The 24,487-nt window shown below is 66.1% G+C and carries 21 protein-coding genes; 11 read left to right on the top strand and 10 right to left on the bottom strand.

The window, feature by feature from the left end; translation table 11 throughout:
* Positions 1 to 48: 48 nt before the first annotated feature.
* Positions 49 to 1,152, bottom strand: a complete 1,104-nt coding sequence (gene mutY / locus QW887_RS08925) for an A/G-specific adenine glycosylase (RefSeq protein WP_316194382.1) — start codon at positions 1,150 to 1,152, stop codon at positions 49 to 51.
* Positions 1,153 to 1,277: 125 nt separating this feature from the next.
* On the opposite strand from mutY, the gene QW887_RS08920 reads away from it, so the two are divergent.
* From QW887_RS08920 to QW887_RS08880, 9 genes are all read left to right on the top strand, one after another.
* Positions 1,278 to 1,757 carry a DUF721 domain-containing protein gene (locus QW887_RS08920; RefSeq protein ID WP_315717265.1) on the top strand — a complete coding sequence of 160 codons (480 nt, stop codon included), beginning with the start codon at positions 1,278 to 1,280 and terminating at the stop codon, positions 1,755 to 1,757.
* A 118-nt stretch (positions 1,758 to 1,875) separates the two neighbouring features.
* Positions 1,876 to 2,532 (top strand): DsbA family protein, encoded by a 657-nt coding sequence (locus QW887_RS08915; RefSeq protein WP_315717267.1) that lies wholly within the window; start codon positions 1,876 to 1,878, stop codon positions 2,530 to 2,532.
* A 243-nt stretch (positions 2,533 to 2,775) separates the two neighbouring features.
* A complete protein-coding gene (smc, locus tag QW887_RS08910) occupies positions 2,776 to 6,240 on the top strand; it encodes a chromosome segregation protein SMC (RefSeq protein ID WP_316192295.1) in 3,465 nt (1,154 codons plus the stop codon).
* A 63-nt stretch (positions 6,241 to 6,303) separates the two neighbouring features.
* Complete coding sequence (locus QW887_RS08905) at positions 6,304 to 7,293, top strand: small ribosomal subunit Rsm22 family protein (protein ID WP_316183786.1); 990 nt, start codon at positions 6,304 to 6,306, stop codon at positions 7,291 to 7,293.
* 144 nt (positions 7,294 to 7,437) lie between these two features.
* A complete protein-coding gene (locus tag QW887_RS08900) occupies positions 7,438 to 7,866 on the top strand; it encodes a hypothetical protein (RefSeq protein WP_316171353.1) in 429 nt (142 codons plus the stop codon).
* A gap of 189 nt (positions 7,867 to 8,055) precedes the next feature.
* Positions 8,056 to 8,613 (top strand): LemA family protein, encoded by a 558-nt coding sequence (locus tag QW887_RS08895; RefSeq protein ID WP_315717271.1) that lies wholly within the window; start codon positions 8,056 to 8,058, stop codon positions 8,611 to 8,613.
* A 33-nt stretch (positions 8,614 to 8,646) separates the two neighbouring features.
* Positions 8,647 to 9,846, top strand: a complete 1,200-nt coding sequence (locus QW887_RS08890; RefSeq protein WP_316171351.1) for a M48 family metallopeptidase — start codon at positions 8,647 to 8,649, stop codon at positions 9,844 to 9,846.
* A 264-nt stretch (positions 9,847 to 10,110) separates the two neighbouring features.
* Positions 10,111 to 10,872 (top strand): hypothetical protein, encoded by a 762-nt coding sequence (locus tag QW887_RS08885; RefSeq protein WP_009025709.1) that lies wholly within the window; start codon positions 10,111 to 10,113, stop codon positions 10,870 to 10,872.
* A gap of 56 nt (positions 10,873 to 10,928) precedes the next feature.
* Positions 10,929 to 11,597, top strand: a complete 669-nt coding sequence (locus QW887_RS08880; protein WP_315717273.1) for a hypothetical protein — start codon at positions 10,929 to 10,931, stop codon at positions 11,595 to 11,597.
* A 16-nt stretch (positions 11,598 to 11,613) separates the two neighbouring features.
* Here the strand turns inward: QW887_RS08880 and QW887_RS08875 are convergent, their stop codons facing one another.
* Positions 11,614 to 12,153, bottom strand: a complete 540-nt coding sequence (locus QW887_RS08875; protein ID WP_172133418.1) for an adenine phosphoribosyltransferase — start codon at positions 12,151 to 12,153, stop codon at positions 11,614 to 11,616.
* Between the two features lie 135 nt (positions 12,154 to 12,288).
* A complete protein-coding gene (locus QW887_RS08870; RefSeq protein WP_316183787.1) occupies positions 12,289 to 14,451 on the bottom strand; it encodes an anthranilate synthase component I in 2,163 nt (720 codons plus the stop codon).
* Positions 14,452 to 15,466: 1,015 nt separating this feature from the next.
* On the opposite strand from QW887_RS08870, the gene QW887_RS08865 reads away from it, so the two are divergent.
* The gene (locus tag QW887_RS08865; protein WP_316175816.1) at positions 15,467 to 16,891 is read left to right on the top strand and encodes a tetratricopeptide repeat protein; all 1,425 of its coding nucleotides are present in this window, start codon (positions 15,467 to 15,469) and stop codon (positions 16,889 to 16,891) included.
* Between the two features lie 62 nt (positions 16,892 to 16,953).
* On the opposite strand, the gene QW887_RS08860 is transcribed toward QW887_RS08865, so the two are convergent.
* From QW887_RS08860 to QW887_RS08850, 3 genes are all read right to left on the bottom strand, one after another.
* Positions 16,954 to 17,790, bottom strand: a complete 837-nt coding sequence (locus QW887_RS08860) for a DUF3658 domain-containing protein (protein WP_316175817.1) — start codon at positions 17,788 to 17,790, stop codon at positions 16,954 to 16,956.
* Complete coding sequence (locus QW887_RS08855) at positions 17,787 to 18,014, bottom strand: hypothetical protein (protein ID WP_315717277.1); 228 nt, start codon at positions 18,012 to 18,014, stop codon at positions 17,787 to 17,789. Before QW887_RS08855 ends, QW887_RS08860 begins: the two co-directional genes overlap by 4 nt.
* A 177-nt stretch (positions 18,015 to 18,191) precedes the next feature.
* Entirely contained in the window at positions 18,192 to 18,764 is a 573-nt protein-coding gene (locus QW887_RS08850; RefSeq protein WP_315717278.1) for a TetR/AcrR family transcriptional regulator, read from the bottom strand.
* 133 nt (positions 18,765 to 18,897) lie between these two features.
* Between QW887_RS08850 and QW887_RS08845 the strand changes: the two genes are divergently transcribed.
* On the top strand, positions 18,898 to 19,314 hold the full coding sequence (locus tag QW887_RS08845) for a 4-oxalocrotonate tautomerase (RefSeq protein WP_316175818.1): 417 nt from the start codon (positions 18,898 to 18,900) through the stop codon (positions 19,312 to 19,314).
* Positions 19,315 to 19,375: 61 nt separating this feature from the next.
* Here QW887_RS08845 and QW887_RS08840 read toward each other — a convergent pair whose 3' ends face one another.
* The 4 genes from QW887_RS08840 to QW887_RS08825 form a co-directional block, all read right to left on the bottom strand.
* Positions 19,376 to 20,428 (bottom strand): hypothetical protein, encoded by a 1,053-nt coding sequence (locus tag QW887_RS08840; RefSeq protein WP_316175819.1) that lies wholly within the window; start codon positions 20,426 to 20,428, stop codon positions 19,376 to 19,378.
* A gap of 634 nt (positions 20,429 to 21,062) precedes the next feature.
* Positions 21,063 to 21,737 carry a dienelactone hydrolase family protein gene (locus QW887_RS08835; protein ID WP_315717281.1) on the bottom strand — a complete coding sequence of 225 codons (675 nt, stop codon included), beginning with the start codon at positions 21,735 to 21,737 and terminating at the stop codon, positions 21,063 to 21,065.
* Between the two features lie 193 nt (positions 21,738 to 21,930).
* Positions 21,931 to 22,263: a YnfA family protein gene (locus QW887_RS08830; protein WP_316175820.1), complete on the bottom strand. Its 333-nt coding sequence runs from the start codon at positions 22,261 to 22,263 to the stop codon at positions 21,931 to 21,933.
* Between the two features lie 128 nt (positions 22,264 to 22,391).
* Positions 22,392 to 24,464 (bottom strand): cytochrome c1, encoded by a 2,073-nt coding sequence (locus QW887_RS08825; protein ID WP_316167450.1) that lies wholly within the window; start codon positions 24,462 to 24,464, stop codon positions 22,392 to 22,394.
* Between the last annotated feature and the right edge of the window lie 23 nt (positions 24,465 to 24,487).

The following is a 24,487-nucleotide window of genomic DNA, read 5'->3' as shown; positions in this document are numbered from 1 at the left end:
CCGTTCTAGCTCCGCACTGCTGCCAGCCTCGTGTCAGCAGCGGCGAGATCAATCCCCAAGCCCGTGCGCGACGACCTTGCGCATCACATTGGGCAGCGCCTCGCCGTCGAGCGTCGCGATCGGCACCCAGCGCATGCCGTCCGGTGCGCGTGTCCGCGCCGGGACCCGCGCGGTATAGACCACGAGCTCCAGCGGGAAATGCGTGAAGACGTGGGTGACGACGCCGAGCTTGCGGTGCCAGCGTTTCACACCGGCCAGCTCCGGCGCCTGGGCGAGCGCGTCGGCATCGTCCTGGCCGGCGAGCCATTCCGAACCGGGAACCTCGGTCATGCCACCGAGCAGGCCCTTTGCGGGGCGCGAGCGCACCAGCAGCTCGTCGCCCCTGGTGACGACGAAGGCGGCGCCGCGCCGGAGCGTGCCGGTCTTCTTGGCGGCCTTGCGCGGGAACGTCTCCTGGTCGCCGCGCTCGCGTGCGGTGCAGTCCTCGCTCAAGGGACACAGCGCGCAGGCCGGCTTCTTCGGCGTGCAGATGGTGGCGCCGAGATCCATCAGCGCCTGCGCGCTGTCGCCGGCGCGCGACGGCCCGAGCAGGGTCGCTGCCAGCGCCTGGATCTGCGGCTTGGCCTGCGGCATCGCCTCTTCCACCGCGAACAGCCGCGACACCACGCGCTCGATGTTGCCATCGACCGGCATGGTCAGCCGATCGAACGCGATCGCGGCAATGGCCGCCGCGGTGTACGGACCGATGCCGGGCAGCGCGCGCAGCCCCTGCTCGGTGTCCGGGAACACGCCGCCATGCTCGCGCAGCACGGTGACGGCACAGGCATGCAGGTTGCGCGCCCGCGAATAATAGCCGAGGCCGGCCCACATCCGGAGCACGTCGTCGAGCTCGGCGCCGCCGAGCGCCGAGACATCAGGCCAGCGCGCCAAGAATTTCTCGAAATACGGCCCGACCGCCTTCACCGTGGTCTGCTGCAGCATGATCTCCGACAGCCAGACGCGATAGGGATCGGAGCGCTGCCCGGCCGGCGCGCGCCACGGCAGCCGCCGGCGGTGGCGGTCGTACCAGGCGAGCAGTTGTGCGGGGCGCTCGGCGGAGCCGCGATTCTCTGGTCGGCTCTTGCGCTTGGAAGGAAGGGCTGATGACACCATTGGCTTAATCTAGTACGTCAGGAGCCATCGTCGCCCGCTGGACCGCCGTCTCGTCTGCGGCATCCACGGCTTTCTTCGAGCCCAGGCGGCTCGGACGGGCGGCAGACCACGAGAAGCCTGCATCGATGGCAAAGCCCGGCCGCCTCACCGCAAAACCGCTGTCGCTCATGATGGGCGACGTGCTGACGGCCGCCTATGCCAAGCAGGGCTTTGCCGCGCGCGAGCTGGTGACGCGCTGGCCGGAGATCGCGGGGCGCGAGATCGCCGAGCACGCCCAGCCGCTGAAGATGCAATGGCCGCGGCCGGTCGAGGGCCAGCCGCAGGAGCCGGCGACGCTGATTTTGCGCGTCGAGGGGCCGATGGCGCTGGAGATCCAGCATTCGTCGGACGTGATCCTGGAGCGGGTCAACCGCTTCTTCGGCTGGCACGCGGTCGGCAAGCTGGCGCTGCGCCAGGGGCCGCTGTTGCGCCCCCCAGTGAAGCGCCGCCCGGTGCCGCCCGATCCGAAGACGGTCGCGAAGGTCGCGCAGACCCTGACCGCGATCGAGGACGACGCCCTGCGCGACGCGCTGGCCCGCCTGGGCGCCGCCATCAAGCGAAATTGACGCTGAGGCTTTGATCCCCATTTGCCGCCCGGCATTGCCTCCGGGTGGGTTTCAAGCTAGCGAAAAGCCGAGTTACGAGCGTTTCAGGCGCGAGATGCGCCCATTTCGGAGCAGAGCCTTGATCATCACCCGCCGCGCCTTCACCGCTGCCCTGTCGCTGACCGGCCTCGCCGCTCTGGCCGGCTTCTCCCCGCTGCGGCTGATCTCGGACGCGATGGCGCAGAGCGCCGCCGATGTCGCCAAGCCTCAGTCATTGCCCGACATGGCGATCGGACCGGCGGACGCTGCGGTGACCATCACCGAATATGCCTCCATGACCTGCCCGCACTGCGCGGCGTTCAACGCCACCGTGTTCCCGAAGCTGAAGGCCGAATACATCGATACCGGCAAGATCCGCTACATCTTCCGCGAGTTCCCGCTCGACATCAAAGCCGCCGCGGGCTCGATGCTGACGCGCTGCATCGCCAAGGACGACGCGCAGAAGTATTTTGCGGTCACCGACATGCTGTTCCGCTCGCAGAACGACTGGGTGGTGAAGAACACGACGGAGACGCTGACGCGGATCGGCAAGCAGGCTGGTCTCAGCCAGCAGCAGGTCGAGGCCTGCCTCAAGGACCAGGCGTTGCTCGACAAGATCGCCGCCGACCAGAAATATGCGAGCGACATTCTTAAAGTCGATTCGACGCCGACCTTTTTCATCAACGGCGAGAAGATCAAGGGCGAGGCTTCGATCGAGGAGTTTCAGAAGAAGATCAACCCGCTTCTGAAGAGCTGATTCGAATCACTGAGTCATCAAAGACACAGCGCGGCCCCTCAATGGGGCCGCTTCTGTTTCGTGGGCCGTTCGCCACGAGAAAGCCTTGGAAAAGCAGGCCCGGCGGGTTGCCCTGGGGACCAGCCCTCGCCATTGTCCCGCCCTCAGAATGAGGCGCCAGGGCGACTCAGTCCACATTGACATTGCCTTCCATGGTATTGTCGGGGCTGGGAGATTCGTCTCCCGCCAACAGAGAATCTGTGCATGAAACTCACGCGTCTTCGTCTTCACGGTTTCAAGACGTTCGTCGAACCGACTGACTTCGTGATCGAACCCGGCCTCACCGGCGTCGTCGGTCCGAACGGTTGCGGCAAGTCGAATCTGGTCGAGGCGCTGCGCTGGGCGATGGGCGAGACCTCGCACAAATCGCTGCGCGCCGCCGACATGGACGCTGTCATTTTCTCCGGCTCGAACACGCGGCCGTCGCGCAACCACGCCGAAGTGGTGATGACGATCGACAACAGCGATCGGACCGCGCCGGCCGCGGTGAACGACCGCGACATTCTCGAGATCTCGCGCCGCATCGAGCGCGAGGCCGGCTCGGTGTATCGCATCAACGGCCGCGACGTGCGCGCCCGCGACGTGCAGATCCTGTTCGCCGACGCCGCCACCGGCGCGCGCTCGCCGGCGCTGGTCCACCAGGGCAAGATCGGCGAGATCATTCAAGCGAAACCTGAGCAGCGCCGCCGCGTGCTGGAAGACGCCGCCGGCGTCGCCGGCCTGCATGCCCGCCGCCACGAGGCCGAGTTGCGGCTGAAGGCGGCGGAGACGAATCTGCTGCGCGTCGAGGACGTCATCGGCCAGCTCTCCGGCCAGATGGAAGGCCTGCGCAAGCAGGCGCGGCAGGCGATCCGCTACCGCGAGGTCGCGGCCAAGGTGCGCAAGGCCGAAGCGACGCTCTATCATCTGCGCTGGATGGGCGCGCATGCCGACCTCAACGACGCCGCGCATGTGCACGATGTCGCCGTTCGCGAGATGGCGGAGCGGACCCGCGAGCAGGCCGAATCGGCCCGCATCCAGGCGATCCGTTCGTCGCATCTGCCGGCGCTGCGCGAGGCCGAAGCCCGCGCCGCCGCGACGATGCAGCGGCTGAAGAATGCCCGCGATCTGCTCGACCGCGAGGAGGTGCGCGCCAAGGAGCGCGTTAGCGAGCTCGATCGCCGCCTGATGCAGCTCACCGCCGACGTCGCGCGCGAGCAGCAGCAGAACCAGGATGCCCAGGTCGCGCTGCAGCGCCTGGAGACCGAAGACGCGGAGCTGAAGGAAGAGATCAAGGCGCGCGTCGAGATGCGCAGCGGCGTCGACGAGCGCGTCGCCGAGGCCGAGGCTCTTCTCGCTGAGACCGAGCGCCAGTTCACCGAGCTGACGACGCAGCTCGCCGACCTCACCGCGCGCCGCAACCAGCTCGAAGCCAACGTCCGCAGCCATCGCGAGCGTCTCGCCCGCCTCGACCAGGACATCGCCAATGTCCGCGCCGACGAGGAGCGGCTGGCGCAGGAGACCGCGCATCTCGGTGATCTCGACACGCTCGCCGCCTCGCTCGAAGCGGCTGAGGAATCCGAGGCGCAGGCCGAGGCCGCGGTGCAGACCAACGAGTCGGCGCAGGCCAATGCGCGGCAGAAGCTCGAAGCCTCGCGCGCCCCGCTCGCCGAGGCCGAGAAGCGGGTGCAGCGGCTGGAGACCGAGGCGCGCACCATCTCCAAGATGGTCAACAGCGAGACCAAGAATCTGTGGCCGCCGATCATCGACGGCGTCACCGTCGCCAAGGGATATGAGAAGGCGCTCGGCGCCGTGCTCGGCGACGACCTCGATGCGCCGGTCGATGCCTCCGCACCGATGCACTGGACCGTCGCCGGCGCCGAGCTCACCGACCCCGCGCTGCCCGACGGCGTCGAGCCGCTCGCGGCCTATGTGCAGGCGCCGCCGGAGCTGTCGCGCCGCCTCGCCCAGATCGGCGTGGTGTCGCGCGATCGCGGCGCTCAACTCGTTTCTCAACTCAGGACCGGCCAGCGGCTGGTGTCGCCGGAAGGCGACGTCTGGCGCTGGGACGGCTTCATCGCCGCCGCGCATGCGCCGACCGGCGCGGCCCGCCGTCTCGCCGAGCGCGCCCGCCTGATCGACATCGAGGCCGAGCTGGAGCAGGCGCGCATCGACGCCGCCAACAAGCGCCAGGCGCTGGAGAGCGCCGAGGCCGAGGTGAGGGCCGCCACCGCCGCCGAGAGCGCCGCGCGCGAAGCCTGGCGCGCCGCGCAGCGCGAGGTGAACTCGGCGCGCGAGCGCCATGCCAATGCCGAGCGCGAAATCAATCGCCATTCGGCGCGCAAATCGGCGCTGGTCGAGGCCTCGACCCGTCTCGCCCACGACCGCGCCGAGATCGCCGAGCTGCACCAGAATGCGCTGGAGGCGATCGAGGAGCTGCCGGCGACCACCGAAGCCGATGGCCGGCTGGCGGCCGTGCGCGCCGAGATCGAGGCCAAGCGCCGCGCCGCGGCCCAGGTGCGCGCCGAGGCCCAGGCGCTGGCCCGCGAGGCCGAGCTCGCCGACCGCCGCGTGCAGGCGATCATCAACGAGCGCAACGACTGGTTCAACCGCATCCGCGGCGCCGGCTCGCAGATCGCCACCATCGAGGCGCGCATCGCCGAGGTGAGGGACGAGCGCGCCGAGCTCGACAACGCGCCGGAGATCTTCGCCGAGAAGCGCAGCGCGCTGATCGACGAGCTCGCCATCGCCGAGGAGGAGCGCCAGGTCGCGGCCGACGCGCTGGCCGAGGCCGAGACTGCGATGGGCGATACCGACCGCGCTGCGAAAGCGTCGCTGGAAGCGCTGTCGAAGTCGCGCGAAGCGGCCGCCCGCGCCGAGGAGCGGCTGGAGAGCGCCAAGCGCCGCATCGGCGACGTCGAGCGCGAGATCCACGACATGCTCGAATGCGAGCCGCAGGCGGTCGCGGCGATGGCCGAGATCGGTCCGGACACGCAACTGCCGCCGCTGCACGAGATCGAAGAGACCTTGGAGAAGCTGCGCCGCGACCGCGAGCGGCTCGGCGCCGTCAACCTGCGCGCCGAGGAAGAACTCACCGAGGTCGAGGGCTCGCATACCGCGCTGACCACCGAGCGCGACGACCTCGTCGAAGCCATCAAGCGGCTGCGCCAGGGCATCCAGAGCCTCAACAAGGAGGCGCGCGAGCGCCTGCAATCCTCGTTCGAGACCGTCAACGACCACTTCAAGCGGCTGTTCACCGAGCTGTTCGGCGGCGGCGAAGCGGCGCTGCACCTGATCGAGAGCGACGATCCGCTCGAGGCGGGCCTCGAGATCATCGCCAAGCCGCCGGGCAAGAAGCCGCAGACGCTGTCGCTGCTGTCGGGCGGCGAGCAGGCGCTGACGGCGATGGCGCTGATCTTCGCGGTGTTCCTCACCAACCCCTCGCCGATCTGCGTGCTGGACGAGGTCGACGCGCCGCTCGACGACCACAACGTCGAACGCTTCTGCAACCTGCTGCACGAGATGAAGGGCTCGACCGAGACCCGTTTCATCATCATCACCCACAACCCGATCACCATGGCGCGCATGAACCGGCTGTTCGGCGTCACCATGGCCGAGCGCGGCGTGTCGCAGCTCGTCTCGGTCGCGCTCGACGAGGCCGTGAAGATCCTCGACCAGCAGGTGGCTTGATCTTGCTCCGTCATTCCGGATCGCCGCCCGCGCGGCGGCCGGACTGACGCGTGGAGAGGACCGATGATCTCTCCTGATCTGCCCGCCGCGCTGAAGGCGTCCCTCGAAGCCATGCTGCACGGGCAGTCGCGGCAGGATGCAGCCGCCCGGGCGGCCCGCATCTCGGCCGCCTACCGCAGCGGCGGCAATTCCGGAACGATCACGAGCGACGCCGACGCCATTGCCTATGCCACGGTGCGAATGCCGGCGACCTACGCGGCGGTCGTTGCCAGCCTCAACGCCGTGATGCAGGCGAGCCCGGACTTCGCTCCGGCCTCGCTGCTGGATGTCGGTGCCGGACCAGCGACCGCGAGCTTCGCTGCGGCGGAAGCGTTTCCGCTGCTGACCTCGTTCAACGCCGTCGATTCCAATCCAGCGTTGCGCGGGCTGGCGCTGACGCTCGCTGACGACACGATGCGCCTCCGCGACCTCTCTTATGCGCTGGGACCGGCGCGAGCGCTGCTCGATCGTGCCGGAAGGGCCGATCTCGTCATCGCCAGCTACATGATCGGGGAGCTGACGGATGCCGAGCGCTCTGCGACCGTCGATGCGCTGTGGGCCAGGACCGGCGATACGCTGCTGATCGTCGAGCCCGGCACGCCCGCCGGCTATCAGCGCATCATCGCCGCGCGCGACCGCCTGATCGCAGCAGGCGCTCATGTCGCGGCGCCCTGCCCGCACGCAGCGCCGTGCCCCCTCGTGGCACCGGACTGGTGCCATTTCGCGCAGCGGCTGGCGCGATCGCGGGCACACCGCGAACTGAAAGGGGCTGACGTCCCGTTCGAGGACGAGAAGTTCAGCTTCGTTGCCCTCACCCGCAAGCCAGCAACGCATCGGCCCGCCGCACGCGTGCTCGCGCCGCCGTCGGTCACCAAGGTCGCGACAACCGCGAAGCTGTGCCAAGCCGATGGGACCGCTGCCACGGTCAATATCCCCCGCCGCGACAAGCCCGCCTTTGCCGCCGCCCGCCGCTGGGACTGGGGCGACGGCGTGGAGCCGCCGCCACGACCGTAGATACCGTCGCGGCCGCAGATGGTTAACGACAGGTCGTGTTTGTCTCTCATTTTCGCGATTTCGCGAAACCCGAGAGAAATCGATGCTTGCTACGGTGAGCTGCAACAGGCGCTGAATGCGCTGCTCACACGGGAACGCGTTTCGATGTTCAGGACGATGATGATCACCGCCGCGCTGCTGGCTTCGGCAGGAACGGCCCTGGCAAACGGCCACGGTGGTGGATCCTCGGCACCGCCCCCACCGAAACAGGAGGGCCCGCCGGCCAAGGCCATCGTCGGCAAGAACGGTCCCGTCCTGGTCGACCCAAAAGGGATGACGCTCTACTATACCGAGCGGGACAACACCGGGAACAAGTCGACCTGCGACGGTGCCTGTGCCGAGAAGCGGCCGCCGCTGATGGCCCCAGACAACGCGACCGCCAGCGGCGACTTCACCGTCATCACCCGCAGCGACGGCAAGAAGATGTGGGCCTACCGCTACCGGCCGCTCTACACCTCGCAGCTCGACAGCGCCCCCGGCGATATCAAGGGCAACGACCCCACGCAGCAATGGCGGGTCGCCCGTCCCTATTGAGCCCTGCGCATCGTTGCCTCCGACGCCAATTCGGTCGCCTGGGCGCCCATCGAACGGACCGGCCAGGCTCAAGCGACTTGAACGGGCATCCCCCCTGATGCGACCAATGCACGCCGGTCCATCTGCGGACCGGCGGCGCCGTCGCGTGTCGGCCGCCTCGTTCTCCCGCCCTCTCCCTCGGAGCCCGTCATGTCCGGCTGGATCGTCCTCGGCATCATCGTCATTCTCGTGCTGTTCGCCCTTGGCGCCTACAACCGGCTGGTCGCCCTCAGCCAGCGGGTCGGCCAGGCCTTTGCCGACATCGACGTCCAGCTCAAGTTGCGCCACGACCTGATTCCGAATCTGGTCGAGACCGTGAAGGGCTACGCTGCGCATGAGCGCGGCACCCTCGACGAGGTCATCAAGGCTCGCAATGCGGCGATGTCGGCGCAGGGCCCGGCCCAGGTCTCGGCCGCCGAAGGCCAACTTTCCGGCGCACTCGGTCGCCTGATCGCGCTGTCCGAGGCCTATCCGGACCTCAAGGCCAACGCCAACTTCCAGCAGCTCGCCGGCGAGCTCTCCGACATCGAGAACAAGATCGCCGCCAGCCGCCGCTTCTTCAACAACGCGGTCCAAGAGTATAATACCGGCATCCAGCAGATGCCCGCCGCACTGTTCGCCGGGACCTTCGGCTTCACACGCAAGGAGTTCTTCGATCTCGGCGCCAGCCGGACCGAAGTCGAGGCCGCGCCGAGCGTCAAGTTCTGATCCCGCGCCCTCCGCGCTGAAGGGTCCGACGCCATGGCCGCCTACGGTCTCTACACCCACATCGCATCGAACAAGACTCGTTCGGTGCTGCTGCTCGGCGGCCTGTTCCTGCTGATCTACGTGCTGGTGTTCGCCGGCGCGCTGATCGCGGAGGTCATGATCAACGGCAATGGCAGTGTCGCCTATTACATGAACGCGGCCACCCGCGACCTGATCAGGGCGCTGCCCTGGGCCACGCTGGGCGCGGCGGCCTGGATCGTGATCGCCTATTTCTTCCATCAGAAGATGATCGACGCGGTCACCGGCGGGACCGCGGTGACGCGTCAGGAGCAGCCGCGGCTTTACAATCTGCTCGAAAATCTCTGCATCTCGCGCGGCATCACCATGCCGCAGCTGAAGATCATGGACAGCCCGGCGCTGAACGCCTTCGCGACCGGCCTGAACCCGCGGCAATACGCGGTCACCGTCACGACCGGCCTGCTCGACGCGCTCGATGACCAGGAGATCGAGGCGGTGCTCGGCCACGAGCTGACCCATATCCGCAACGGCGACGTCCAACTGATGGTCGTGGCCGTCATCATCGCCGGCGTGGTCGGCTTCTTCGGTGAACTGTTCTTCCGCCTGTTCACCAACATGAGCTGGGGCGGCGGCTGGGGTCGCTCGTCGTCGTCCTCCTCCTCGTCCGACTCCGACCGCAAGGGCTCCGGCGGCGGGGCCATCATCGTCGTGATCATCGCGGTGGTGCTGATCGTGGTGGCCTGGCTGCTGTCCCAGGTGGTCAAGCTGGCCCTGTCGCGCACCCGTGAATACCTTGCCGATGCCGGGTCGGTCGAGCTGACCAAGAATCCGGACGCCATGATCACCGCCCTGCGCAAGATCGAAGGGCGCGGCGAACTGCCGGGCGCCACCTCCGCCGTCATGGAATTGTGCGTCGACAATCCGCGCGAGGGCTTTGCCGACCTGTTCGCCACCCATCCCTCGATCGATGCCCGGGTCCAGGCGCTGATCAGGTTCGCCGGCGGCCATGATCCGGGCCCGCTGGCGCTGCCCACGGACGAGGCACAGCCCGACGATACCGGAGCCGATGCTCCAGACGGCGACGCTCCGCCACCGTTGCCGTCCGGTGGTCCCTGGGGCCAGGCCGATGGCCCGGCCCCGCCATCTGGCCAGGGTCAAGCCGCTCCCCAGGGACCGTGGACCACCCCCGCGACCGGTCCCTGGGGCCGGCACTAGTCGCCGCCTTCGCCGCGGAATTCAGCCGCCAATCCCGTGCGACGGGCAATTGTCCTGCCATTCGCTTGCAAGTGCTTCCTCGCCGGCTCGAACGCGCGGGCCGGAATGCCTCCGATTGCTCCAGCCTGTTGCGGCGAAGGCGCAAATTTCCCCGGTCCCGTGCTGCAATGAATTTGAATTCTCCAGCGTTTCTGCCATGTTCGCGCCCAAAGCAGAATGCAATGCGCCGGCCCCCTGGCCGGCCTCAGGGCTGAAGGACTTTCCATGGCGAAACCGGCAGTGGTTGTGGTGGGTGCGGACAAGGGCGGGGTCGGCAAGACCACGGTGTCGCGGACGTTGCTCGATTATTTCAGCGCCAACAACGTCCCCACCCGGGCGTTCGACACCGAGCATCCGCGCGGCACCTTGAAGCGCTTCCACCCGGAGATCACCGAGATCGTCGACATGAATTCGACGCCGGACCAGATGAAGATCTTCGACACCCTGAGCGCGGTGGCGCCGTCGGTGACCGTGATCGACGTCCGCGCCGGCCTGATGTCGCCGACGCTCGCCGCGCTGCGCGACATCGGATTCCTCGACGCCGCCCGCTCCGGCCAGATCACCTTCGCGGTGTTCCACATCCTGGGCTCGTCGATCGCCTCGCTCGACGAGATCGCCGAGACGGCGAGCTACATGATCGGCGCGAAATATTTCCTGGTGAAGAACTTCATCAACAACACCAGCTTCTTCGAGTGGGACCAGTCGACCTACAATTCCTACTTCCACCGCATCAAGGACGCGACCGAGCTGACCATCCCGAAGCTCAACGAAATGGCGTTCGAGCAGGTCGAGGTCGCCTCGGTGCCGTTCCTCAAATTCGTCGCCAACAAGGGTCCCCGCGACGAGGCCGCCAACTACTCCTTCGTGCTGCGCGGCTATGTCCGGCATTGGCTCGCCAACGTCTGGAGCGAGTACGACCGCATCAAGCTGACCGACATCGTCGGCTCGACCAAGGCGGCGGCGCCGCGGCCGGCCGGGGAAAAATAGCAGCTCCGTGAAGGATGGGACTTTATCGCAACCGCATTTGACCTGATATAGGTCGGATGCCCGCGACGCCTGTCTACATCGTCTGCTCGCCCCGGCCGCAATCCGGGAAGACGCTGCTTGCGCGGGTGCTGAGCGAGTTCCTACTGCTGAAGAACGGCCAAGTGCTCGCCTTCGACGTCACCTTGCGCGAGCCGTCGCTGCTCGACTTCCTGCCGCAGATCACGGAGACCGCGACGATCGAGGACACCTACGGCAAGATCCAGCTGATGGACCGGGTGATCCTCAACGACGGCATCCCCAAGGTGATCGACCTCGGCTACTACTCGTTCGACGAGTTCTTCAAGATGTCCGAACAGATCGGCTTTTTGAAGGAGGCCGCGCGGCGGAACGTGGTCCCGATCATTCTGTTCTGCGCCGAAGGCGACCGGGTCTCGATGCGCGCCTACGATGCCCTGCGGCGCCAGATCCCGAAGCCCCAGCTGATCGTGGTCGAAAACGACCACGTCCTGCGCGAGGAGCTCCCCGACCTCTACAGCCGCAGCAAGCATCTGCACATTGCCGCCCTGCCCGCGTTCCTCAGAACCTATATCGAACGTTTTTCGTTCTCCTTCACCGGCTACCTGCGCCAGGAGAAGGACCCCTCCACCGAGCTCTATCAATGGATCCGGCGCAACTACTATGCGCTGCGCGAGATCGAGAATGAGCTTCTGATGCAGCGGTCCTGACGCCGCCGCGCGCTTCTCAGTGCCCTTCGAAGGAGATCAGCGTGCGCACGGGCACGTCGAGCGCGCGCAGCTTGGCGGCGCCGCCGAGATCCGGCAGGTCGATGATGAAGCAGGCCGCCACCACGGTCGCGCCGATCTGGCGCAACAGCTTCACCGCGCCCTCGGCCGTGCCGCCGGTGGCGATGAGGTCGTCGACCAGGATCACGCGCTCGCCGGGCTGCACCGCGTCGACATGCATCTCCATCTCGTCGGTGCCGTACTCCAGCGCATAGGACATGCTGACCGTCTTGTGCGGCAGCTTGCCTTTCTTGCGGATCGGCACGAACCCGGCCGACACCTGATGCGCCACTGCGCCTCCGAGGATGAAGCCGCGGGCCTCGATGCCCGCGACCTTGTCGATCTTGGAGCCGGCCCAGGGATGCACCAATTCGTCGACCGCGCGGCGGAACGCGCGCGCGTCCGCCAGCAGGGTCGTAATGTCCCGGAACAGGATGCCCGGCTTCGGATAGTCCGGAATGGTGCGGACGGTGTTCTTGATGTCCAGATCGAACGTCATCGTGCTCTCATTGCCTCGTTTGGCCGTGACCGCGAGGAATTCATCATTGCGAGCGAAGCGAAGCAATCCAGGGCCGCGAAAACAACTCTGGATCGCTTCGTCGCTCACGCTCCTCGCGATGACGGCAACCACCTCTCACTCCGGCTGATTGAGCCGGAACGCATTCTCCACGATCCTCAAACCCACGGCATCGCCGAGTGACATCAGCGATTCCGGATGGAACTGCACGCCGCCGACCGGCAGCGTCTTGTGCTCGATCGCCATCGCCACGCCGTCCTCGGTTGCCGCCGTGACGGTCAGCACCTCCGGCATGCTGTCGCGCTCGACGAACAGCGAATGATAGCGGCCGATGACGATCTCGTTCGGCAGGCCCTGCATCAGGCGGCCGCCGCGCACCTGGACCCGCGAGGGCCTTCCATGCGCCGGCTGGGCAAGCTGGCCGAGCTGGCCGCCGAAATACTCGCCCATCGCCTGCACGCCGAGGCACACGCCGAAGATCGGCAGCTTCTTCGCGAGCGCAGCGTCGATCGTCGTCGAGATCTTGAAGTCCTCGGGGCGGCCTGGCCCCGGCGACAGCACGATCAGATCCCAGCTTCGTTCGGCGAGCATCTTCAGCGCGTGGACATAACGCACCACGGTGACGTTGGCGCCGACCTGGCGGAAATAGTCGGCCAGCATGTGAACGAAGCTGTCGTCGTGATCGATCAGCAGCACGTTCTTGCCGGAGCCGGTGGCATCCGGCGCGGTCGACGACAGCGGCTTCGGCGGATCGCCGCGCAGCGCCTGGAACAGCGCCGCCGCCTTGACCTGGCACTCACGATCCTCGGCCGCGGGATCGGAATCGAACAAACAGGTGGCGCCGACACGGACCTCGGCGAGCCCGTCCTTCATGCGGATGGTGCGGATCGTCAGGCCGGTGTTGATCGAGCCGTCGAAATTCACCGCGCCGATGGCGCCGGCATACCAGCGCCGCGGCGAGCGCTCATTGTCCTCGACGAACTGCATCGCCCACAGTTTTGGCGCGCCGGTCACGGTCACGGCCCAGGCGTGGGTCAGGAAGGCATCGAGCGCGTCGAAGCCCGGCCGCAGCATGCCCTCGACGTGATCCACCGTGTGGAACAGTTTCGAGTAGGTCTCGATCTGCCGGCGCGCCAGCACCTTGATGGTGCCGGGCACGCAGATGCGCGCCTTGTCGTTGCGGTCGACGTCGGTGCACATGTTGAGCTCGAACTCGTCCTTCTCCGAGTTCAGGAGCTGGCGGATCTGCTCGGCATCGCCGATGGCGTCGCGGCCGCGGGCGATGGTGCCGGAGATCGGACAGGTCTCGACGCGACGGCCGTCGGAGCGGACGAACATCTCGGGTGAGGCCGAGACCAGGAACTCGCCGTCGCCGAGATTCATCAGCGCGCCATAGGGCGACGGATTGATCCGGCAGAGCCGCTGGAACACTTCCGCCGGCGAACGCTCGCACGGCTCGGCAAAGAGTTGGCCGGGCACCGCCTCGAACAGGTCGCCGCGGGCAAACGCGGCGCGGGCCTTCTCGACCGTCGCCTGGTACTCGCCGGGCGCGTGATCGGCAAACCCCTGGCGCGGCTCCTTGAGATAGATGCTGGCGTCGGTGTCGCGCGACAGGCCTTCCGTCGACTGTCCGTTCCAGGAAAAATCATAAGACAGCACGACGCCGCGGCCGGTGGCGCGGTCGTAGGCCAAGAGGCGATCCGGCACGTAGAGCACGATGTCGCGCTGGTCCTTCTCGCGCGGCCGCTTCTGCTGGAGGTCCTCGATCTGGAACACGAGGTCGTAGGCGAAGGCGCCGAACAGGCCGAGCAGCGGGTCGTCATTGGCCGAGAGCGCCGCGATCATCGCCCGCACCAGCGACATCACGCTGGCGCGCCGCGTGCGCTGGTCCTCCTCGACCGGGGCCGGGCCGCGGACGATGTGTCCAGCGAGCCGCGCCGGCGAAGCTTCGGTGATGACCACACAGGGCTCGCGCAGCGTGTCCTTCAGGAACGCGATCAGCACCTCGCCGCGGCGGTTCAGCGCCTGCAGGGTGAAGTCAGTGCCCTTGGTCTCCAGCACCAGCGGCGGATCGGCGAAGCCGAGGTCGAAACTCTCGTAGCGGCCGGGCACGGTCGTGCCCGAGGACAGCACCACGCCACGGCGGCGGTCGAGCAGGTCGATCAGGTCATCGAGCCGGCTGGCGCCACCGGAAAACTGCTCGACGGCGCGCGTGATCGCGAGCCCGCTGGAGGTGCGGTAGTCGCTGCGGGCCGGAAGGGCGAAAACGGTCCTGTTCATGGGGTCCTCTTGGGCGTCCTCTTACGGAATTTGCCGAGGAAACGCCACACAGGACCAACCGGAAGCCGCCGCTGCGTGGCGGCCCCTCTGCGATCTCATGTCAAACAAATCGCACCGGCCACCTTTTACAAGGTGCGCCACCAGAGACGGGCTGGGCGGACAAGGGTGCTCATGGGGCGGAACTGACCACGGCGGGCAGCCGGGGTCAAGGGCGGCGGGGCCACAAATGGGGGTGTGATGCCTCAGCCGATCAACAGAGGCGCCGCGGGCCGGCTGCCCGATACAGCGCCCTCGCCCCTTGTGGGTCCCCTTGTGGGAGAGGGCATGTGCGGCCCATCCGCTAACGCGGTTGGGTGAGGGGTCTCTCTCCGCAGCGGCGCTTGCAGAGGCATACCCCTCACCCAACCGAGCATGCCGCTCTGTCCTACATGCCCTCTCCCGTAAGGGGCGAGGGCGCAATAATACGCACCGGCGAGCCGAAGGCACTGGCGCCGACGAGAATGACAAAGGAACATGCAGCAGCATTCTCGCGACACATGATGCCCGAGTGATGATCATCAATTCCGCCCTCCAAGTCGAGGGCGCAGGAAAGGCCGGGCATCGGCTGATGCCCGTGGCCCGCCTGCAGCAAAAAAAGCAGGCGGCAGTCACCACAGGTCAGCCGGACGACCGGCCTTCCCTGCGCGATGGTCTGACGGCTTATACGCACTCTCCCCGGGGACCGGGCTGTCTTGCCCCCGTGACCGGCGGATCATCATCACCACCGGCGCGGCCTCAGCGTCGGGAGGCCAGGACCATGCGACTTCACCGTGCGCGCCCGCCGTTCGTCCGCACGACGTCTGCCATGCTGCGACGTGACACGCCCACCGCATCTCCACCCCGCGTGTCGTGACGATCGCGATACGCCCCTCGTGCCGGGGTGGGACGGAGATATCAGAGCACGAATTCCGAAAAATAGAAACAAGAATGTTTTTTGGCGAAGGACTGGACAGGGCAAATCAGCTTGAGGCGGCTGATGAATTTCGCGGGGCGGCGCATGATCGACCAGCCCGGCACGGAGATCATCGGCAGAGCGAATATCCGAATTGCCGGGCATGCAGTGCCCGGTCTATGCTGCATCGTCTCCCTTGCTGAAGGCATTCGTCCTTTGCGACGCCATCCCCTGGCCTTGCCCGCCATGCTCCTCTTTGCCGCGGCGACGGCGCCCGACGTTGTTGCGCAGGGCAAGCCGCCACTGGCCTGGTGCCTGGACCGCCGTTTCCCGGCCGACCAGCGGATCGAGAGCTGCACCTTCGCATTGCAGTCCGATCGATGGTCCGGACAAGATCAGATCCACGGCTATTTCAATCGTGGCAATGCGTACTATGAGAAACAGGAGTACGACCGCGCCATAGCCGATTTCACCGAAGCGATCAGGCTCGATCCCTCCTACCCGGCGGCCCGCAACAATCGTGGGTTCGCCTACGCAGGCAAAGGCGACTACGATCGGGCGATTGCAGATTATGACGAGGCGATCAAGCTCGATTCGAAGAAGCCGCTCTACTACTACAATCGCGGCTTGGCCTACTTCTCGAAAGAAAATTATGATCGGGCGCTCACGGACTTCAATCGAACGTTGGCGCTGGACCCCGAGCAAGCCAAGCCCTACGTTGATCGCGGCGCAGTCCATGTTCTGAGGAACGACTTCGATCGCGGTCTCGCAGATATAGACCAGGCGATCCGACGCGACCCGACTGACGCCACCGCATACACCCTTCGCGCCGCCGTGCATAAACACAAGAAGCAGTTCGACCGCGCCATCGCCGACTACAGCGCTGCAATCAAATTCGGCCTGACGCCCGCGAAAGCCCTTAACGCCCATTTCAACCGAGGGATCGCGTATTTCGAAACAGGTGACATCGATCACGCCATCGCCGATTTCGACGAAACGATCAGGCGCGATCCGGGTCACGTTCTTGCCCATGTCAATCGCGGCATAGCATATGACGATAAGGGCGATCACGACCGTGCCATCATAGATTTCGGCGTGGCGATCAAGCTCGAGCCGCAACACGCGAAAGCATACATGAACCGCGGCGCGGCCTACGACAAGAAAGGCGATCATGACCGCGCCATCGCCGATTTTGACGAGGCTCTGAGGCTTAATGGCAAGCTTGCAGAGGCCTTCAACCGTCGCGGTATCGCCTACGACGACAAAGGGAATCACGACCGGGCCATCGTCGACTTCGATCAGGCCATCAGGCTCGATCCGAGCTATGCCGATGCCTACAACAATCGCGGCCTCGCCTACAAGGAGAAGGCAGACTACGATCGCGCGATCGCCGACTTCGACGCGGCCATCGCCCTGGCGCCGGATTTCTCCGAGGCCCAAGGCAACCGGGATGAGGTTCGCGAACTGAAGAAGAGCCGCGGGGCTGCAATGCCGGCCCCGGAACGTTAGACGGGTCCGCGGCTGATGCGGACGCGGCGCTGGGTCCGGCCAACCCGGCTATTCCTGACGCGTCATGCGCAGCCGCCCGCTAACCGCAACTCACTGCGATGCATATCGAACAGGTCGCCACGAGACTCGAGGCGACCTGCTGCTACGAGCGCACGGGCGCGCGCGAACAACTCGATATCGCCCGTCTGCAGCACAATCGTCCCGGTTTCGCAAAGCGCCTCCCCGATAATGCTCGCCGTCTTCTGCCAGTCGGCCGTGGCAAATGACAGCAGCACCGAATCGAAGAACGAGATCGGCGCTGACAGCAATTCGCCGTCGCGAATGACGCGCAACGGCGCGTTCTCCGCTTTGAGGCGCGCCCAACGTTCTCGGCAGGCATCACGCCGACTCGGCGACAGAACGGTCCGCAGATCCCACAGTGCATTGTCGCGAATTGTCTCCGGCGACACTAAACCCAGGCTGACGGCCAGCCGTGGCGCCTTCGGCCCAGTCTCCCCTGCCCGCACGACTGTGTCGGTGAGATCGACGATCTCGATCGGCTCATCGCCGAGCCGCCACAGGAGTTCGAGGAAGCCGGCATATTCCTGGGTCGATCGCCGCGTGAACCAGGCGATCCGTCGGTTGTTGCTCGAGAGTGCCTCGTCCCAGAACGATGTTGCCTGGCCGCCCACCTCTTCCCAGCCTGACACTTGCAATTCCTGGTCCATCCAGGCGGTTCGCAGCTCCGGGTCGGGTGGATTGATCGGACCAAAGCTCAGGCTGTCGGCAAAGCCAATCACGCGGTCGCTGCGCCCAGCCTGCTGGAGCGCAGCGCGCAACGTGCCTGCAGCGGACATGTTGAAGACGACATGAAGGATCGCGTGGGGAATTGTTATCTCCCTTGCCAGACGTGCGTTCACGTGGGGCGAGTCACGATGACGCTTCCCTCGCGCCCCATCGCCGCGCGAGCTTGCTGAAGCGCACCGATGACTCGATCGAGCTCTTCGGCCGCCATGAAGACCTCGATGTCGCCGTCCGTCCTCAACGACAGCGCCAACCCGATGCTATCGCCGACGACGCGAACCAGCACGCATGCGTCGTCGCCGGACGACTTGTCGACGAACGTGATCGGCTCGGTGCTCATGCGGGATCCAGGATCATCTGATAGGCCATGCTAGCAGATATCGAAACGTCGTTGGATTCGACATGCCGCCAAACTGGCGGTGCGCTCCCCTCCCCCTTGCGGACAGGGGAGCTCACTGGCGTTGGGGCGAGCGGCACCTCACAACTTGCGAAGCCGAGCGCTCGCGCGGCAGCGGCTCTACAGCAGCGCCAGCGCGGCTTGTTTGAGGTGGGCGGCGATGGCATCGCGGGCTTCGCGTGAGCCGACGCTGCGCGCCATCGTCACCCCTCCCGAGAGGATCGCCATCAGCGACCAGGCCTTTTGCAGCCGAGCTTCATCGGTGCTCCCCTGCAACCCCTTTGCGATCTGCTGCGCGACCCTTTCGAGCGCGGTGCCATAGGCGGCCTTCGTTTCCTCGCTGGCGCGCGTCACGTCCGGCGTCAGGCTCTGCAGTCCGCAGCTCGAGTCCAGGATGCAATGGAGACGTTCTCCGAGATAGAATGCGATGAACGCCTCGGCCCAGCGCGCTCCCATCTGCTGCTGAAGACTCGCAATGCCCGTCCTGAGATCGTCCAGCCCGGCCAACGCGGCGGCTTCGAACGCGGCGTCCTTCGACTTGAAGTGACCGTAGAACGCGCCGGACGTGACCCCGGCTTCCTTGGCGAGGCCGTCGACGCCGATGCCGCCATAGCCAAGCCGGCGAAAGCCGCGCCCCGCGGCCTCCAACAACTTCGTCTTTGCTTCCTGCTTATGCTCGGCGTGGTACCGCATCTGGCGCCTTCCATAGCGATCGTTATTTCATGCTTGACTGATAACGATCGTTATTCTATTGGTTGATCACGGTCGTTATATAATGACCGCCGTTCCCCGGGACAACCGCCCTAGGGCGAGCACAGGAGGAGTCATGCCGATCAGTCTCACACTCACCGAAGGCGTCATCGCTGACGACCAGGCGCCGATCGCCATTGCGCGGATCACGGAATCGTTCCTGAGACACCATGGTCTGGCGGGCAACAGGATCATGGGGGCGAACGTCACGGCCCATCTGAACATCCTGCCGAAGGGCCATACCTTCGCCGGCGGCACGCCGGTCGATGGCGCCTGGATCGAGACCAAGACGCCGTCATTCGCGCTCGCCAGTCACGAGGTCCAGACGGCGTTCTTCGGCGAAGCCACCGACATCCTGCATGACCTCTCCGGCGGGGCGCTTGCCAGGGACCGGATCTGGTCCAACGGCGTCCACGCCGTGGACGGCACCTGGAATCTCGACGGCAGGCCGATGACCAACGACGCGCTCGTGGGGGCCATCACCGCAGGATGACCACGGTCGTCACGGCCGCTACCGCATTGCGCGGCGGCGGCCGTGATTGAATGCCGACCGCTCACGTCCCCGGCTTCACCAGCCCCAGCTCGGCGAACTTCATCTCCGTCGCCACCACCGCGTTCTCATACACCTCGCCGCGCTCGACGAAGTAGTTGAAGTAGCCGGCCGGCGTCTCCGGCTGGATCTCGACCAGCTCCACGGTTTTGTATTTCGGATCGGTGATCACGCCGCTCGCGATCAGGTCGTTGATGCGCTTGAGCGCGTCGACCTCGGCCTTGTAGCCGACCGAGAACCACATCTCCGTGGTCCAGTCCTGCACCTCGAACCAGTTGGCGGGCGCCTGGCCCTGCCACCCCTCGGCGAGCGGGCGGACGGCAAAGACGCGGTCGAAACCGTGCAGCTCGGAGATGATGCTGGCGCGGTGATAAGCGCCGTCCATCTGTCCCTGGGGCAGCTTGGTGAAGCCGTAGAGCGACAGCCACAGCGCGGCCTTGACCGCCTCCGGCGTGATCGGGCGGATGGCGCGCTCGGCCAGCACCTCGGAGGCGTAGCGCAGGTCGCGCTTGGCCGCCGATTGCCGCGCCTTGACGGCATGGGCGTTGGGAACCGACTTCTTCGCCGGCAGCAGCGCCCGCGCCGCCTCGTTGCCGTAGAGATAGCCGGTGCCGGTCTCGGGATCATAGGTGTTGAACACGACGCCGACCGACGTGGCGTTGAGCGTCTCCGCCGCGTGCGCGAAGTCGGCCTCGCTCCGCACCGGGACATATTGCTGCGCCGGCCACAGCCGGTCGGCGAGGGCGTTGAACGGGCCGTCACGCCAATCCGGCCAGGAGACGAAGCGCGCAAGCGCCTCGGCATAGGCGGGACGAAACACCCCGGGATAGCCGAACATCACCGTGCGCAACTGCGACGCCGGATCCCGGTGGCGGTCGGAGGACATCAGCTCGTTGCGCAGATCGAGACCCTGAAGCCACGCCGACAGCACCAGGATCTGGCCGGACGTCGCGGTGACGAGATCCGGCGTCACGCCCCAGGCGCGGGCAGTGTCAAGGAAGCCGGCGCCATGGGCGTTCAAGCCGCCCAGCCCGGCCAGCGCAAAGGCCACTCGCACGGCTTTCTCCATCAGCAGAGGGACCGGAGAACGCTACCTCAGATTGTTTCGGCGATGCAACCGGCGGCGAGACGCAGCGAATTCGAACATCGAACGAAGCGACGCGCTTCGAACATGATCAATGCTCAGATCTCGGCGGGATCCCGGTGATTCGCCGAAACGTGACGGCGCCAAGCGACGAAAAGCTGCAGCCGGCGGCTGTGTGGTGCCTCACAACCTCATGTTGCGCGCGTGCACGCCGCCTCGGGATCGACCCATGATTGTCGCAATCCAAAAAAGTTACATAACTTGGCTGTGCGCGAGGGCAACACTGTTGTCTATCTGCAATAGTGTGGCAATGATTGGTTAACCATATTGAATTACCTTGGTTAACATGGCCCGCGGCAAACAGCCCTCAGTGTCGCATGCGCTCCCGAAGCAGCCGACGCTGCTCGATTGCTTCCTCGAAGCGCAGGCAAAGCGGACGAAGCGTCGACGGCGCTCCGCCGACGCAGTGACCAGCGCCGACCCCTTGGCTCCTTCAGACGACGCTCCGACTCTTGGTGAGGCCGAAGCGCCCTCGGCCGAAACCAAGACCGCCCGCGCGGTTTGAGTCCGCACGGCGCGGTTTGGAACCGACGCGCCGGCCCTCAGCTCAGCCGAGGTGCTTGTGGAAAAACGCCGTGGCGCGGCCCCAGGCGAGCTCGGCGGCCCTGCGATCGTGCACGGTCATGCGCTGCTCGTTTACGAAGGCATGCTCGGCATCGTAGCGATAGAGCTCGAGCGACTTGCCGGCGGCCTTCATCGCCTTCTCGAAGCCGTCCACCAGCGCCGGCGTGCACCAATCATCCTTGTTGGCAAAGTGGGCCTGCAGCGGGATCTTGACGTCGGCCGGCTTCGCCGCCTGCTCAGGCGGAATGCCGTAGAACACGACGCCGGCGGCGAGCTCGTCGATCTTGGTCGCGCCGATGATCGTCACCGCGCCGCCGAGGCAGAAGCCGGTGAGGCCGACCTTGGCGCCGTTGCGCGCCAGATATTGCGCGGCCCCGCGCACGGTCTGCGTGGTCGCGTCCATGAAGTCGAGCGAGTTCATCTCCCGGCCCGCCGCATCCGTATCGTGATAGGGCACCACCGTGCCCTTGTAGAGATCGGGCGCCAGCGCGTTGAAGCCGGCGAGCGCGAAACGATCGCACATCCCCTTGATCTGGTCCTGCAGGCCCCACCATTCCTGGATGACGACGACGCCCGGCGCATCGGCCTGCGCGGCCTTGGCGAGATAGCCCTTGGCCTCCTGGCCATCGGGGCGCTTGAAGCTGATCAGTGTGCCCATGTGTTCCTCCGCAGGTTTTGTTGGAAGCTGAGGAGCGGGGTTTACCGCAAATGCGCGTCCGGCGCGACGGGAGGCGATCGGGTTCGCTGCAACGTGAGAGGATTCGTAGCCCGGATGAGCGCAGCGACATCCGGGGTCCTCGCCGGCACTGTTGCGATCCAGGATGTCGCTGCGCTCATCCGGGCTACGGGCGCTAGACCGGCATCGCGCGCGGCGCGAACAGGATCACTGCCATGCCGGCGAGGCAGATCAGGGCGCCGGCGGCGTCCCACGGATCGAGGCGATGGCCCTCGACCAGCCAGCCCCATAGCAGCGCCGCGGTGATATAGATGCCGCCATAGGCGGCGTAGGCGCGGCCGGCGAGCGGGCTGTCGGCCACGGTGAGAAGCGTCGCGAAGCCGGCGAGCGCGGCCATGCCGGGCAACAGCCATAGCGGCGACTGCCCGAGCCGCAGCCAAGCCCAGAACGCGAAGCAGCCGCCGATCTCCAGCACGGCGGCGCCGGCGAAGGCGAGAAGTGACGGCATGGGCGAACTCCGTTTTGCCGGCTGCGCCGCGGACAAGGCCTCCCCTGGCCCGAGCCCAACTAACACAGGGACAACAAAAAAGCCCCCGGAGGGGCTTTTCGTTTTCATCAGACGTTTCCGATCACCGCTCAATGCGCGGCGGCCCAGACCCGCTTCTTGGTGAAGTACATCAGGCCGGCGAAGATGATCAGGAAGATGAACACCTGATAGCCGATGCGCTTGCGCGCTTCCATGTGCGGCTCGGCGGTCCACATCAGGAAGGTCGCGACGTCGTGGGCATACTGCTTCACGGTGGCCGGCGAGCCGTCGTCGAACGTCACCTGGCCGTCGGACAGCGGCGGCGGCATCTTGATCGCATGCCCGGGGAAGTACTTGTTGTAGTACGAGCCGTCCGGAATGGTGACGCCGTGCGGCGGGGTTTCTTCATAGCCCTGCAGCAGCGCGTTGATGTAGTTCGGGCCCTGCTCCTGGAACTGGGTGAAGAAGTCGATCAGGAACCAGGGGAAGCCGCGCTTGTAGGAGCGCGCCTTGGCCATCAGCGACAGGTCCGGCGGGGCCGCACCGCCATTGGCGGCCCGTGCGGCCTGCTCGTTCGGGAACGGCGACGGGAAGTAGTCGGCCGGCCGGCCCGGACGCTCGAACATCTCGCCGGCGTCGTTGGGACCGTCCTTGATCTTGTACTCGGCCGCGAAGGCGGCCGCCTGCGCCGGCGAGTAGCCCGGGCCGCCGGGCTCGGCGAGATTGCGGAACGCCACATATTGCAGCGAATGGCAGTTCGAGCAGACTTCCTTGTAGACCTTGAGGCCGCGCTGCACGGCGCCGCGATCGAAGGTGCCGAACGGACCGGCAAACGACCACTTCGCCGAAGGCGGGTTCTCCTGGCCTTCGCTGGCACGGGCGTCGCCCATGCTGCCGGCGAGCAGCGACACCGCGGCGACCAGCGCGATCACGGTCGAGACCATCGGCGCCGCCTTGCGGCCGGACCTGGCCAGCACGTCGTCAGCGATCGAGTTCGGCAGCGGGCGCGGCCGCTCGATGCGCGCGAGCAGCGGCAGCACGATCAGGAAGTAGGCGAAGTACAGCACCGTCAGGATGCGGCCGAGCACGACATAGACACCCTCCGGCGGCTGCGCGCCGAGATAGCCGAGGCCGATGCAGACGACGACGAAGATCCAGAAGAACTGCTTGCCGAGCGGACGGTACTTGTTGGAGCGGGTCTTGGCCGAGTCGAGCCAGGGCAGGAACACCAGCACGATGATGGCCGCGAACATCGCGATCACGCCGGCGAGCTTGTTCGGGATCGAGCGCAGGATCGCGTAGAATGGCAGGTAGTACCATTCGGGCACGATGTGCGCCGGCGTCACCGCCGGGTTGGCCGGGATGTAGTTGTCGGCCTCGCCGAGATAGTTCGGCATGTAGAAGATGAACCAGGAATAGAAGATCAGGAAGCAGGCGACGCCGAAGAAGTCCTTGATCGTCGCGTAGGGCGTGAACGGCACCATGTCCTTCTCGGTCTTCGGCTCGACGCCGGCCGGGTTGTTCTGGCCAGTGACGTGAAGCGCCCAGACGTGCAGCACGACCACGCCGGCGATCAGGAACGGCAGCAAATAATGGAGCGCGAAGAAGCGGTTCAGCGTGGGATTACCGACGGAGTAGCCGCCCCACAGCAGGGTCACGATGCTCTCGCCGAAATACGGCACGGCCGAGAACAAATTGGTGATGACGGTCGCGCCCCAGAAGCTCATCTGGCCCCACGGCAGCACGTAGCCCATGAAGCCCGTCGCCATCATCAGGAGGTAGATGATGACGCCGAGGATCCAGAGCACCTCGCGCGGCGCCTTGTATGACCCGTAATACAGGCCGCGGAACATGTGGATGTAGACGGCGAGGAAGAACATCGACGCGCCGCAGGCATGCATGTTGCGCAGCAGCCAGCCGTAGTTCACGTCGCGGACGATCAGTTCGACCGACTTGAAGGCGAGGTCGGCATGCGGCGTGTAGTGCATCGCCAGGACGACGCCGGTCACGATCTGGATGCCGAGCATCATCGAGAGGATGGCGCCGAACGTCCACCAATAGTTCAGGTTCCGCGGCGTCGGATAGGCAATGAAGGACGAGTGGACCAGGCCGATGATCGGAAGTCGTTGCTCGAGCCACTTCAAGGCGGGGTGGCTCGGCTGGTAGTCAGAAGGTCCACTCATGATGCGTTCCTGAAGAAATTATC

Source organism: Bradyrhizobium sp. SZCCHNRI3052, from assembly GCF_032484895.1.
Lineage (GTDB): Bacteria > Pseudomonadota > Alphaproteobacteria > Rhizobiales > Xanthobacteraceae > Bradyrhizobium.
The sequence above is the reverse complement of the archived record's forward strand: the minus strand, read 5'-3'. Positions and strand labels throughout refer to the sequence as shown.